Below are 12929 nucleotides of genomic sequence, written 5' to 3' on the forward strand. Positions count from 1 at the left end.
ATGAAACCATTTTTACAGGAAGTTGCCGAAGATTTAGTTACCCGGTTTGGAAATCAGCTGGAAAACTGTGCGATTGTTTTTAACAACAAACGTCCATCTGCGTATTTGCAAAAACACTTTGCTGATATCATCGGCAAACCGTTTTTTAGTCCTTCATTTTTTACCATACAGGAATTCTTTGCCAGTTCTACCAGTTATAAAATAGCCGATTTTTACCTGCAGTTTTTTACCCTTCACAGAATTTATAACCAACTGCTTGCAGAAGAGAAGCTGGAAAACATATCAAGTCACAAATTTTTTCCTTTAGCAAAGATCATCTTAAGCGATTTTAATCAGATTGATGCCGATCTGGTTGATGCTGAAAAATTATACCGTGATCTGGAAGATATATCGGTTATAAACAAGGATTTCGATTATTTAAGTCCCGAACAATATGAATTTCTTTCCCAGTTCTGGACTTCCTATTCAGAAGGAAAACATAAAAAACAACAGGAGCTTTTCATCAAGATGTGGCGAAGGATGCCCAAACTTTACCATAAATTCCATGCAACGCTCAAAGAACAGGGATATTTAACTAATGGTTCCGTTTACCGCCATCTGGCTGATGATATTACGAATCACCAGGAATTTATTTCGAATTTCGATAAAGGTAAGATCATTTTTGTTGGGTTTAATGCATTAAGCAGGGCCGAGGCTAAAATATTTACCCAGCTACAAGATGCTGAAAAGGCATTATTTTATTTTGATGCCGATCCCTATTATTTAGATGATGTTTCGCAGGAAGCAGGTTTGTTTTTACGTAAAAATATCAACCAGCTTGGATTGAAAAATGAATTTGCTGGACAAGAAAGTTTAATGAAATCTGTCCCACACCAGGTCAATATTTTCAAGGTTCAGGGACAATCTGCACAGGCCAAAATCCTGAACAATATTTTAGCTGAAGATTATACAGCAGCTGAAACTGTTGGAAAAACAGTAGTAGTTTTGGCAGATGAAAGCCTGTTGATCCCCACGCTGCAAACCATACCTACAAATCTGAACGGAAAAGAAATCGACCTCAACGTAACCATGGGGTTTGCTTTATCAACCTCAAGCATTTTTGGTTTGGTTGATTTATGGTTAGGGAGTCAGCTGGAAATTTTACAGCGGGACAAAGTAAGTTATAAAAATGTAGAAGCTTTTTTAACGCATCCTTTAACGGGCCTTACCCAGAAAATGCGTGATAAAATTTTAACCGCACTATTGGAAGAAAACAAGGTAGAGATCGATCATAAACGCCTGTTAAGACAAAGCGGACTGTTTGAAACTTTTTATAAGAAAATCGATGATCCGCAGCATGTGGTTACTAATTTACTGGATGTACTGGATTATGTGTTAACCCGCTTATCAAATGCAAAAACACTTAAAAAAATCGATGCGGAACTGTTTGTAAAAACCATACAGGAGTTGAACCGTTTGCACGATACGTTTAGCAACCATATCGGGAAAGAGGAAATTCCTTTTGTAATTTACCTCGTCCAAAAATCGCTTCAGGCCATCGCTGTACCGCTTTCAGGAGATCCGCTAAATGGCATTCAGGTGATGGGATTGCTCGAAACCAGGAATTTAAACTTTGATAAGGTGGTAATTTTAGGTTTTAATGAAGGTATTATTCCAAAATCATCCATTGGCAATAGTTTTATTCCCGATTCTATACGTCGTGTTTACGGCCTTCCTGTTCTTGAAAATCTTGATGCCATTTCCTCGTACATGGTATACCGTCTATTACAACGGGCAAAGAATATCAATTTTGTCTATAACAGCCTAACCGGCGAATCTACTTCGGGTGAAGCCAGTAGAATTTTAAAGCAGCTTGAGTATGAAAGCGGCTTCGATTTTGCCTATAATGAACTTAATCTGGAGGTAAAAACCGAAGCATTTAAAGAAGTTCGTATCGAAAAAACTAATAATGCTTTTATTCAGGAAACCCTCCAAAAGTATCTCGACAAAAAGAAAGTGCTTTCGCCTTCGGCACTCACTCAATACATTTCCAACCCGATAGATTTCTTTTTCAATTATATTGCAGGTATTAAAGAACCTAAAGAGATCAGTGCAGTGGTAGAAGCCAACGAAATTGGTTCGATCCTGCACAAAGTGATGGAATATTTTTACGAGGATTTAAGGTCTACTGAAATTACTGCCGAACGTATTAAAGAGAAACGCAAACAGATTCCTAATCTGATACAAAAAGCGTTTAATGCTGTGATGTTCAAAAATCCAGATATGATAATGGAATACAAAGGCATGCAAAAGGTTATTTTATCTATTGTAGATGCGTATGTGAATATCATTTTAAATCAGGATGAAGCGCAAACCCCTTTTAATATTATTAGTTTAGAACAAAAGGTAGAGGCTGAAATCAGTTTTCCGTTAAGAGGGAATGAAGCCAGCGTTAAAATTTTTGGCTTTATCGATCGTGTTGATGTTAAAGACGGCGTTACTAAAATTATTGATTATAAAACCGGTAGTGACAAGTTAACTTTTAAAGATATTCCAGAATTATTCAACTCTGACGGCAAACATATTAATAAAGCGTTGATCCAAACCTTATTATACACTTATGCGTACGAACAATTTTCGGGCAAAAGTTTTGTAGAGCCAAATTTATATGTAGTAAAAACCATGAGCGCAGATGGCGTTTGGTTTAAATCTGGCAGGCAAAATCTATCGGGAGCCTATTTAGAAGAAATCAAACCAGAATTCCTTGCCGAATTAAGAAAAAAACTGACCGAACTTTTTGAAGCCCCGTATTTTGTGGCCAGCGCAGTTGAGGATAATTACAAATACTCTATTTATAAAACCTTGTTTGGGAAATAGTTAAAAGCAAAAAAATGTCTAAATAGAACTTTTTTCAACAACTTTCTGGGAGGAACCTAAGGTAGTATAAATAGGGGTATTTTTTAAATGGCACGTTGGTTTATAAAAATTCCCAGTAATTATCCCTATTTATTACATGTGCCGCCTCAGGAACATATTTTTCCATAAAAGCATTAGGAAACTTTACTTTTACTTTAGGATTCCATTTTAGCTCAAAAACTGTTATTTTGTTATCCTGTTCCTCAATATAATCTATTTCTGTTTTACTTACGGTTCGCCAAAAATAAGTATTTCCATAAAATCCACTATAGGCCAGGTTTTTTTTTCGTTCACTTATAATAAAGTTTTCCCACAAGGCACCTATATCATTACGTTGAGCAATCGGCGCAAAATTATTGATGATGCTGTTTCTGATCCCATTATCATAAAAGTAGATTTTCCGGGAAGAGCTAATCTCATTTCTTAAATTTCGGGCCAAAGGATTTAAGCGAAAGACCACAAATGATTTTTCAAGCAGATCGATGTAATTGTTAACCGTTGCCTTGTCAATACCTACAGTTTGCGCAAGCTCATTATAAGAAACCTCATTTCCCACCTGCCAGGCAAGGGCCTGCAAAAGTTTTAAAAGCGCATCCGGTCGACGAATACCACCCGCTTCTAAAATATCCTTATATAGATAACTTCCAGCAAGATTATTTAATATTTCTATCGCATTTTCAGTATGATTAATTACATCAGGATACATGCCAGTTATCAAAAATTCCTCCAAACGTGGGTGAATTTTAGCAAAGGAATATTGATCCTTCAATTCCCGCCAAGACAAGGGGTATAATCTGTACTCCCACTTACGACCTGTAAGGGGTTCATTAATCTGACTTGCAATTTCCAACGCTGAAGAACCAGATATGAAGAGTTGGACATCTTTGTTAGCATCAATGATCATCTTTGCAGTTAAACCTATATTTTCAAGTCGCTGTGCCTCATCAAATACAACAACCTTAGCATCGCCGATAAAAGTATTAATAAAGGCTTGTGTTGGATTGTTCCATAATAGTCTTACGCCAGGGTCATCTCCATTGATGTAGAGATAATCACTAGTTAAAGAGCCAGCGATTTTATTAATCAACGTAGTTTTACCTACCTGTCTTGGGCCAAGTACAACTATTGCTTTTTTAAAATCAACCTTGCTTTCTAAAGTTGGTTGTAATGTTCTTTTAATCATAAATTCTCAACTCCCCAAATATAGCTATATTTGGGGAATATAATCTCCAAATATAGCTATATTTGGGGATTACAATTAATTTAATTCAAATGTAACCTAAGGATAGTAAAAGAATATGTTTTTTAATAAAGAAAAGACATTTATATTTTCGTTGTAAAAAATATTTTTTTTGCTTTTATCTTTAATCTTATCTTTAAAAATGCTAACCTTAAATTTCACAAAATTCCCGGTTCTTGAAACTGAACGTTTAATTCTCCGTGAGCATGATCTTGCTGATGCCGAAGCACTTTTTGCCATGCGCACAGACGAAAATGTAATGAAATACATCGACAGGGAAAGACCAAAAGACATTTTTGAAATTAAAGATTTTATCTCCCGTTTCAGAAATGGTTATGAAAATGGCGATAACCTGGCCTGGGTAATTTCTTTAAAAGAAAAGCCTGAAAAAATGATCGGCTCTGTTGGTTATTGGCGCACCGATTTTGCCAACCACCGTGCCGAGATCGGCTACATGCTGCACCCCAATTATTGGCGACAAGGAATTATCTCCGAAGCACTGAAAAAATCAATTGCTTTTGGTTTCGAAGAAGTGAACTTGCATACCATTAGTGCCAATATTAACATAGAAAATGATGCTTCTAGACAGATGCTGCTCAAACATGGCTTTGTAAAAGAGGCTCTTTTTAAACAGGATTATTATTTTAGGGGCCAATTTCTTGATAGTGAAATTTATGGATTATTAAATCCTAATCATTAAGTTTAGATATAATCGGAGCCAAATGTTTTTAATGAAGATATTTCGGAAAAAGCAAAAGCTTTGATACAATAAGCTTATCAAAAACACAATCGCCCAATATTATTTCTTCTTTTGACAAATAAACAAAAAACACCGCTTCAAAAAGGCTAAATAATTAAGAGAATTACCTATAATTATTACAAAACATAGGCATTATAGCCTTTGGTTTCAAAGCGATTAATAATTATATTTGCCACCGTTATTAAAATTTACAATGAGAGAAATCCAATTTAGAGAAGCACTACGCGAAGCCATGAGCGAAGAAATGCGTAAAGATGACCGCGTTTTTTTATTAGGTGAAGAAGTAGCAGAATATAACGGTGCGTACAAAGTAAGTCAGGGTATGCTTGACGAATTTGGTGCGAAACGCATTATCGATACCCCGATTGCCGAACTAGGTTTCGCAGGTATTGCAACTGGTGCAGCAACAGCAGGCCTTATTCCAATTGTGGAATTTATGACCTTTAACTTCTCATTAGTAGCTATTGATCAGATTATCAATGGTGCTGCTAAAATTTTATCAATGAGTGGTGGTCAGTTCTCATGCCCTATGGTTTTCCGCGGCCCAACAGGTAACGCAGGTCAATTAGGTGCACAACACTCTCAAAACTTCGAAAACTGGTTTGCAAATACACCAGGGCTAAAAGTAGTAGTTCCGGCTACACCTTACGATGCAAAAGGATTATTAAAACAATCAATTATAGATCAGGATCCGGTTATTTTCATGGAATCTGAAGTAATGTACGGCGATAAAGGCGATGTTCCTGCAGAGGAATACTATATCGAACTTGGTAAAGCTAAAGTAACTAAAGAAGGTACTGATGTAACCATCGTAACTTTTGGTAAAATGTTAACCCGCGTTGTAAACCCAGCTGTAGAAGAATTAACTAAAGAAGGAATTAATGTTGAGGTGATCGATTTACGTACTGTACGTCCTATCGATTATGATACCATTATCAACTCGGTTAAGAAAACAAACCGTTTGGTTGTGGTAGAAGAGGCCTGGCCATTGGCATCTCTTTCCGGAGAGATTGCTTTCATGGTACAAAAACATGCATTCGATTATTTAGATGCACCAGTTTTACGTATCACTTGTGCAGATGTTCCACTTCCATACTCACCAACTTTAATTGCAGCAAGCTTACCAAATGCTGAGCGTGTAGTTAAGGCGGTAAAAGAAGTAATGTACGTTAAAAAATAACTATTAGTCGAAGACCAAAACATATAAAATCCTCCAAAGCAATTTGGGGGATTTTTTTTTATTGGATCTGTTTAACAGGGGTATTTACATCTTGTAGTACAAAACCTAGCGGTTTTCTAAAGGCAAGCTAAAATTGGCAGTAAGGATAATTTTATATAATTTGATCCCAGCATGTGGAAAAAATTTAACGCTATTATAATTTTTATCATCTTAGCTACAATCGGGCTGATGTTATTCTTAATTTTATCACCGCTGATTATTTTATCACTGGTCAGCGATCATAAAGCAAACAAAAAAAATGAAAAATTATATCTCGATTATCTTTTGGAGATAGATGGGCATAAACTTTTTTGCTACAATAACAGAAAAGATTGTCGCAAATTTATTGAGAAAGAGATCATTCCATACTTACCTGCTGATGTAAAACTGATTTTTCTTGACGGAAGATTTCCAGTATCAGAATATTCGCATCAATTTGCTTCAACCGTATTATATAAAATTCAAAATCAGGTAGGTTTTCCCTATCTTTTAAAAGTTCAGGGCGGTACACTTATTGAAAAATCAATCAATAATGAAGTCTACAACAGTTTAAATCAAGTGCATGATATCCAAGTATTATATACTGCAATTAATAAATTTTATCAATAATTTCGCCTAAAATTCAATCACACCATGTCAGAATACACAGCCGATCAAACATTCGAAAAAGCCAGTTTTACCATACGCTCACTCCCAAAAGCAGAGTATGAAAACTGTAAATTCATCAATTGCGATTTTTCCAGTTCAGATTTAAGCGGTGTAAAATTTTTAGACTGCCAATTCATTTCCTGCAATTTAAGTTTGACGGGCTTAACTAAAACATCATTTATCGATGCTGATTTCCAGGATTGTAAAATGCTTGGTTTAAGGTTTGATAACTGTAACGATTTCGGCCTCGCATTTAGTTTTACCAACTGCAAATTAGATCATTCCTCGTTTTATAAATTAAAATTAAAAAAAACCAATTTCAAAAACTCACAATTACATGAGGTCGACTTCTCTGAATGTGACTTAAGCAGTGCAATATTATACAATTGCGATTTATTAAATGCTACTTTTGACAGAACAATATTAGAAAAGGCAGATTTTAAAACGGCTTACAATTACTCCATAGACCCTGATAACAACAGGATCAAAAAAGCAAGATTTTCAAAATCCGGCCTTGCGGGCTTATTGCATAAATACGACATCCTAATCAGCGAATAACTTCTGATAAATTTTGTAAATTTAGCTTACAAAACTACCGAGGATGGAACAGCCTAAACCAGAGAACATCGATAAATACATCGCTATTATCCCTGTTGAAACACAAAAACTGTTACAGCAAATCCGTGAAGCAATAAACAAAGCCATACCAGAAGCCAAAGAAAATAATCAGTTATGGTATGCCTGGCTTTAAACATAAGTACGCCGAGGATTAAATTCACTAAAAACGTTGCTGTTCCCGACGAGCTGGGTAAAATTCAAATTGGAAGACTAGAACTTACTGGACAGATTACAGAAGCTAAAAAGCAAAGACTTATAAAACTCTTTCCCAATAGCTTGCCGGTTATGAATGGAAAAATGATCGAACACAGTGAACATAACCATTCCCATTTTCAAAAACTTACTCACAAATTTCGGTGGATAACTTCGTTCTAAAAATATTAATCCCGCAAATCCTGATTAGCTTTGCTTCTTTTAATTTTCACCTTTAGTAGGTGTTAACCTATCATAAAATAAGTGCAGCTGAATTAAAAGTTGCAGAAAAACAGGCAGAGGCAATCATAAATCCGTCAGATACAATATTCGCCTATAGAGCAAATAAAATGATTCTGTAACCATATATAATCTGCACTGCCAGGTTACCCGATCTTGCGATGCCCGTTTGATATTCATAGTGCAATGAATTATTTATTGCGGAAAGAAGTATTATTTATTTTTCTCTATTCTTTTTCCCGGCAATGTTCTCAGTATGCTCAGTCTCTAAATAATTTTTTCCATTTTCCGACTTTATCCAGGCATATCTGGCAGTCACACAATGGGGACAAAAATATTTTCTAATGGGAAGAAAAAAAAGCACATTTTTGATCAGCCAGGGTCTGGGGATTTGATAGTGGTACTTCGTGTTGCATTTCCAACATCGGGGATATGAATTAGACATTAGTTTATTATTAATTTATCTGGTTAGCCCAATCAAAAAAAATACAAATATTGTGCCAAATAATAAATCATTTTAAGAGGTGTTTATGTCAAAAAAAATAAGACATAAACTACTGGTTAGGTAAATTTTGGAATCTTTCAACGGTTTATAGTGGAAAAATGGTCTTAAAAATCCCATAAATCCTGATTAGCTTTGCTTCCTTTAATTTTTACCTTTAGGATATGTTAACCCACCATAAAATAATTGCAGCCGAATTAAAAGTTGCAGAAAAACAAGTAACCGCAACTGTAGATCTGTTAGATGAAGGCGCAACTGTACCATTTATCTCGCGTTACCGTAAAGAGGCCACAGGTAGTTTAGACGAAGTTGAGGTAGCTGCTATTCGTGACCGGGTTTTGCAACTGCGGGATTTAGATAAGCGCCGGGAAGCAATTTTAAAATCGATGACCGAGCTTGGTAAGCTGACATCCGAACTGGAAAAAAAGATAAACGAAGCAGAAACCATTTCACTTTTAGAAGACATTTACCTGCCGTTTAAACCTAAGCGTAAAACTCGTGCATCAGTTGCAAAAGAAAAAGGATTAGAACCCTTGGCTCTTCAGATATTTGAACAGAATGCTTTTGATTTAGCTGCATCTGCTGAGAAATTTATTAATACAGAGAAAGGTGTAAATTCGCTTGACGAAGCTTTAGCTGGCGCAAGGGATATTATTGCCGAAATGATTTCTGAAAATGCTGAGGCACGCACCAAAATGCGTACTTATTTTCAGGAAAAAGCTGTTTTTAAGTCAGAAGTGATTAAAGGAAAAGAAGAAGAAGGCATTAAATATAAAGATTACTTCGAATGGAGCGAACCGGTTATAACAGCAGCATCACACCGTGTTTTGGCCATGCGCCGTGGCGAAAAGGAACTGATTTTAAGATTAGATGCACTTCCACCAGCGGAAGATGCCATTGCTATTTTAGAGAACCAATTTATTTTAGGCAATAATGCCGCTTCAAAGCAAGTTCAACAAGCTTTAGAAGATGGTTATAAACGCTTGTTGGAACCAGCAATGGAAACCGAGCTTAGGGTTTTCACCAAACAAAAAGCAGATGAGGAGGCCATCCGGGTTTTTGCCGAAAATGCACGTCAATTGTTATTGGCAGCTCCAATGGGGCAAAAAAATGTATTGGCCATTGACCCAGGTTTTCGTACCGGCTGTAAAGTGGTTTGTTTAGATAAACAAGGCCAGTTGTTAGAAAACACTGCAATTTATCCGCATACCGGACAGGGAAATGTTAAAAATGCCGAATTTACAATCCAACAGCTTTGTGAAAAACATAATGTTGAAGCCATTGCAATAGGCAACGGAACTGCAGGTAGAGAAACGGAAGCTTTTGTACGCAGTTTAAATTTGCCACATATAACCATAGTAATGGTAAATGAAAGTGGCGCTTCAATTTATTCAGCGTCGGAAGTGGCCAGAGAAGAATTTCCTACTCAGGATATTACTGTACGTGGAGCAGTTTCAATCGGTCGCCGTTTAATGGATCCGCTAGCAGAACTGGTAAAAATTGATCCAAAATCTATCGGCGTTGGTCAATACCAGCACGATGTTGATCAAAATAAATTACAGGCAAGTTTAGATGATACCGTAATCAGTGCGGTAAATGCTGTTGGAGTTGAATTAAATACGGCATCCAAACAAATTTTAGCTTATGTCTCTGGCCTGGGCCCCACTTTAGCTCAGAATATTGTAGATTATAGAAACACGAATGGTGCTTTTAAAAATCGGGCAAGTTTGAAAAAAGTTCCCCGTTTGGGCGATAAAGCTTATGAGCAGGCAGCGGGTTTCTTACGTATTCGCAATGCCGAAAATGTTTTAGATACCAGTGGTGTTCACCCTGAGCGTTATGCCGTGGTAGATCAAATGGCGAAGGATTTAGGCACAACTATTTCGGCATTAATGAAAGATACACAATTGCAAAAACAGATTAAACCTCAGCAATACGTTACGAATGAAATCGGTTTACCAACTCTGAATGATATCTTAAAGGAATTGGCTAAACCTGGCCGCGACCCGAGAGAGCAATTCGAGGCTTTTAGTTTTACTGATGGTGTAAATGAAATTGCCGATTTAAGAGTGGGTATGAAACTTCCCGGAATTGTAACCAACATTACCAATTTCGGTGCCTTTGTAGATATTGGTGTCCATCAGGATGGACTGGTGCACACCAGTCAGCTGGCTAATCGTTTTGTAGCGAATCCAAATGACATCGTTAAAGTACATCAAAAAGTAGAAGTAACGGTAATGGAAGTTGATGCTGCCCGCAAACGTATTTCCTTATCGATGAAAACAGAAGTTAATCCGAAGTCAGAAGTCCGCAGTCGGGAGTCCAGGGAGCATAAACCTAAGCCGGATTTCAAATCGAACAATAGTAAACAAAACTTCAAGCCTCGTAATGAGCCAAAAGATGCGGATGGCGATCTACAAGATAAATTAGCAAAACTGAAGGGGATGTTCAAATAGTTATTCCATAGTTACTGAACGACACAGAGCTTGGCCTGTGCCGTTCAGTACGGGGATTTAATTATGAGCGATTAATAGTCGAATTGATGGGTATAATCTTTATTAACATCTACTGTAACACCATCATCATTGGTGATCACTTTACCATCTATCTCTGCTTTATAGCTGATCTGGTAACTGGCATTAAAGTTAAGGCACTGCACACTGGTAGTAATTACATCAACCGGTAACACAGTCTCAATTACATAGGTTTTGGTACTTCCAGTGAAATCGTCTTTCCCTAAAGAAATTGCAGCTTCATTATTTCTGGTCACTCCATTTACCTTCCAGATGGTTTTAGTGCCTTTAGTATCACCACCTACAATCACGAAAGAAACATAGTCATCAGATGAATTCACACCGTTTGCGGTGATGGTAAATTTTGCGGTTTTACCACTTGTTGCGGGAGTAGTTTCCGAATCTTTTTTACAAGAAAATAATAACGTCAGAACAAGCGCAAGAGATAATAATTTTGATCCTTTTTTCATAGATTTTTAGTTGTTTTATTACTACGAGAGCCAAAAAAAATGCCAAAACCTGTGGCTATACTCAAAATACTATATTTCAGGTAAAAAGAACTACCTGTTTTTAGGTAGTTTTAGAATACTTTATTTGTTTTGATAGCTGGTATGCTAAAATTATCCTGTTAAGGTGCCTTATCTGCGACACAAATTCCTTTATCGCAGCATCCGGGCGATTAGTTTTCAGAAAGTTATTCGATTAAAAAATCTTTAAGACCAGCTGCTCTTAATTCCAGGATAGTTTGCGGATTACACTTTCTGAAATCTTTACAAACTCTTAAAGATAAAAATCTACTTTTTAGTTTTGAAAATAGTGACCAGAGGAAAAATGACTTAATTGTCTTAGATTGTAAAAACTACAAACCCGCAAACTTATCCCGATGTTCTAACCTTGTTCTAGGTAAACTATCAGGATAATTATTCTGGATAAAAGCTATCATTGCTTCTCTTACATGGCAACGTAAATCAAAAGCCCTGGAAGAATTTGAAGCACTCATTAAAAAACGCACTTCAATAACACCATCTTTTGTACTATCTGTAACTTGTACTACATTTACGCGCTTATCCCAAAGCGGATCAGCATTTAAAAGCCGGGTTAATTCCTGCCGCATCGGTTCAATCGGGATGGTATAGTCAAGATATAAAAATACCGTTCCAAGCAAATCAGCTGAAACACGCGTCCAGTTTTGGAAGGGCTTTTCGATAAAATAGGTAATTGGCAGAATTAACCGTCGTTGATCCCAAATATTGATTACCACATACGTTAGGGTAATTTCTTCTACCTTACCCCATTCGCCTTCTACAATTACAACATCATCTATCCTGATCGGCTGGGTAAAGGCAATCTGGAAACCTGCTAATAAATTCCCAAGCGATTTCTGCGCTGCAAAACCGATGATAATCCCGCCTATTCCAACTCCGGTAAGCAGCCCCGCCCCTATTTTACGCATACTTTCAAAACTTAATAAAATAATAGCAGCAGTAATTAAAATAATAAGCGAAACAATAAACTTTCTAACAAACTCCAACTGCGTTCTGATTTTGCGCTCTTTCAGGTTGTTTTCCTTGTTTAGATCATATTTAAGGTAGAAATAATCTTCCAAAACGTTAATTGTCCTTACCAAAATAAGCGCAAAAGTAATGGTCAGGGCAATCTCTAACATTTTGGCTATGGGAAGACGATATGTTGGCGCCATCTCCATCAGCGTTAAGGAGAAGTTAAGTAACAACAGGGGAATAAAAATAGCTACAGGCCTCCTCAAATGCTTTACTGTAGATTTTATAATGATAAAATCCCACCAACGCGAAAGCAGGATAAAAGTTTTGTGAATGATAAACTTGATTAAAATACCAAGAGATACCGCTATCAAACCAATGATTAGGTTCTTAAAAAATAAAGGGATAGGATAACCGAAAACCTGGTCGAAAAATTGCATAAAAGAATCTGCTGGTTAATAAAAACGGCAATTAGCCATTAGATATTCTTATAACAGCTATATTTTTGGATTGTTTGCCAATGGAAAACCAATAGCCGCAAATAAATTATTTACATTAGCATTTTGTAGATCTCCAAAAAAAGAAAAAGATGGATTTTTTCGA

Annotated in this window: 10 protein-coding genes; 7 read left to right on the plus strand and 3 right to left on the minus strand. The window is 36.5% G+C overall.

Translation table 11 applies throughout. From position 1 onward, the window contains the following. Positions 1 to 2856, plus strand: a complete 2856-nt coding sequence (locus ACUN24_RS02245; protein WP_445561061.1) for a PD-(D/E)XK nuclease family protein — start codon at positions 1 to 3, stop codon at positions 2854 to 2856. Between the two features lie 100 nt (positions 2857 to 2956). On the opposite strand, the gene ACUN24_RS02250 is transcribed toward ACUN24_RS02245, so the two are convergent. Beyond that, entirely contained in the window at positions 2957 to 4078 is a 1122-nt protein-coding gene (locus ACUN24_RS02250) for an ATP-binding protein (protein WP_445561062.1), read from the minus strand. A gap of 199 nt (positions 4079 to 4277) precedes the next feature. Between ACUN24_RS02250 and ACUN24_RS02255 the strand changes: the two genes are divergently transcribed. The 6 genes from ACUN24_RS02255 to ACUN24_RS02280 all read left to right on the plus strand — a co-directional run bounded on the left by ACUN24_RS02255 (position 4278) and on the right by ACUN24_RS02280 (position 10770). After that, positions 4278 to 4835 (plus strand): GNAT family N-acetyltransferase, encoded by a 558-nt coding sequence (locus tag ACUN24_RS02255; protein WP_445561063.1) that lies wholly within the window; start codon positions 4278 to 4280, stop codon positions 4833 to 4835. Positions 4836 to 5088: 253 nt separating this feature from the next. Beyond that, a complete protein-coding gene (locus ACUN24_RS02260) occupies positions 5089 to 6075 on the plus strand; it encodes a pyruvate dehydrogenase complex E1 component subunit beta (RefSeq protein WP_445561064.1) in 987 nt (328 codons plus the stop codon). Between the two features lie 171 nt (positions 6076 to 6246). Continuing rightward, positions 6247 to 6723: a hypothetical protein gene (locus ACUN24_RS02265; protein ID WP_445561065.1), complete on the plus strand. Its 477-nt coding sequence runs from the start codon at positions 6247 to 6249 to the stop codon at positions 6721 to 6723. 24 nt (positions 6724 to 6747) lie between these two features. Then, on the plus strand, positions 6748 to 7320 hold the full coding sequence (locus ACUN24_RS02270) for a pentapeptide repeat-containing protein (protein ID WP_445561066.1): 573 nt from the start codon (positions 6748 to 6750) through the stop codon (positions 7318 to 7320). 43 nt (positions 7321 to 7363) lie between these two features. Next, positions 7364 to 7513, plus strand: a complete 150-nt coding sequence (locus ACUN24_RS02275; protein ID WP_445561067.1) for a hypothetical protein — start codon at positions 7364 to 7366, stop codon at positions 7511 to 7513. Positions 7514 to 8478: 965 nt separating this feature from the next. Next, positions 8479 to 10770 (plus strand): Tex family protein, encoded by a 2292-nt coding sequence (locus tag ACUN24_RS02280; protein WP_445561068.1) that lies wholly within the window; start codon positions 8479 to 8481, stop codon positions 10768 to 10770. 71 nt (positions 10771 to 10841) lie between these two features. Here ACUN24_RS02280 and ACUN24_RS02285 read toward each other — a convergent pair whose 3' ends face one another. Beyond that, positions 10842 to 11297 carry a hypothetical protein gene (locus ACUN24_RS02285; RefSeq protein ID WP_445561069.1) on the minus strand — a complete coding sequence of 152 codons (456 nt, stop codon included), beginning with the start codon at positions 11295 to 11297 and terminating at the stop codon, positions 10842 to 10844. A 389-nt stretch (positions 11298 to 11686) separates the two neighbouring features. Further along, positions 11687 to 12766, minus strand: a complete 1080-nt coding sequence (locus ACUN24_RS02290; RefSeq protein ID WP_445561070.1) for a mechanosensitive ion channel family protein — start codon at positions 12764 to 12766, stop codon at positions 11687 to 11689. Positions 12767 to 12929 lie beyond the last annotated feature (163 nt).

The organism is Pedobacter sp. WC2501, assembly GCF_052682415.1.